This is a genomic window from Actinotalea ferrariae CF5-4 (assembly GCF_000603945.1).
Classification (GTDB): Bacteria; Actinomycetota; Actinomycetes; order Actinomycetales; family Cellulomonadaceae; genus Actinotalea; species Actinotalea ferrariae.
Genome location: NZ_AXCW01000214.1, coordinates 1 through 681, shown reverse-complemented (window position 1 = coordinate 681; position 681 = coordinate 1). Strand labels below are relative to the sequence as shown.

Below are 681 nucleotides of genomic sequence, written 5' to 3'. Positions count from 1 at the left end.
GCCCGCGTCCACGTGTCCGGCCACGCGAGCGCCGGCGAGCTCCTCTACTGCTACAACATCCTGCGTCCGCGCAACGTCATGCCGGTGCACGGCGAGGTGCGTCACCTCGTCGCGAACGGTGCGATCGCGGTGCGGTCGGGGGTCCCTGCCGACCGGGTCGTGCTCGCGGAGGACGGCGTGGTGGTGGACCTCGTCGACGGCCGGGCGTCCGTCGTGGGGGCCGTCCCGTGCGGCTACGTCTACGTCGACGGCTCCAGCGTCGGCACCATCACCGACGCGGAGCTCAAGGACCGCCGGATCCTCGGCGAGGAGGGCTTCATCTCGATCTTCGCCGTGGTCGACTCGGCCACGGGCAAGGTCGTGGCCGGCCCGCAGATCCACGCCCGGGGGTTCGCCGAGGACGAGTCGGTGTTCGCCGACGTCCTGCCCGAGGTCGCCCGGGCCCTGGAGGAGGTGGCGATGGGCGGCAACGCCGACAACCACCAGCTCCAGCAGGTGATGCGCCGGGTGGTGGGCCGCTGGGTGTCGAACCGCCTGCGCCGACGCCCGATGATCATCCCGGTGGTCGTCGAGGCCTGAGCCCGGCGCGGGGCGTCGGGGCCGCCGCCATCCCCGCCCCGGCACGACCGCACCGATCACGGGCGCCGACACCGGCCCGGGCCTCCCGGGCCCGGGAGGCCC

Annotated in this window: 1 protein-coding gene; it reads left to right on the top strand. The window is 74.4% G+C overall.

Features of this window, described 5'->3' with window-relative positions:
- A partial coding sequence (locus tag N866_RS14670) for an MBL fold metallo-hydrolase RNA specificity domain-containing protein (RefSeq protein WP_034227666.1) occupies positions 1-579 on the top strand: 579 nt, incomplete at its 5' end.
- Positions 580-681: the final 102 nt, after the last annotated feature.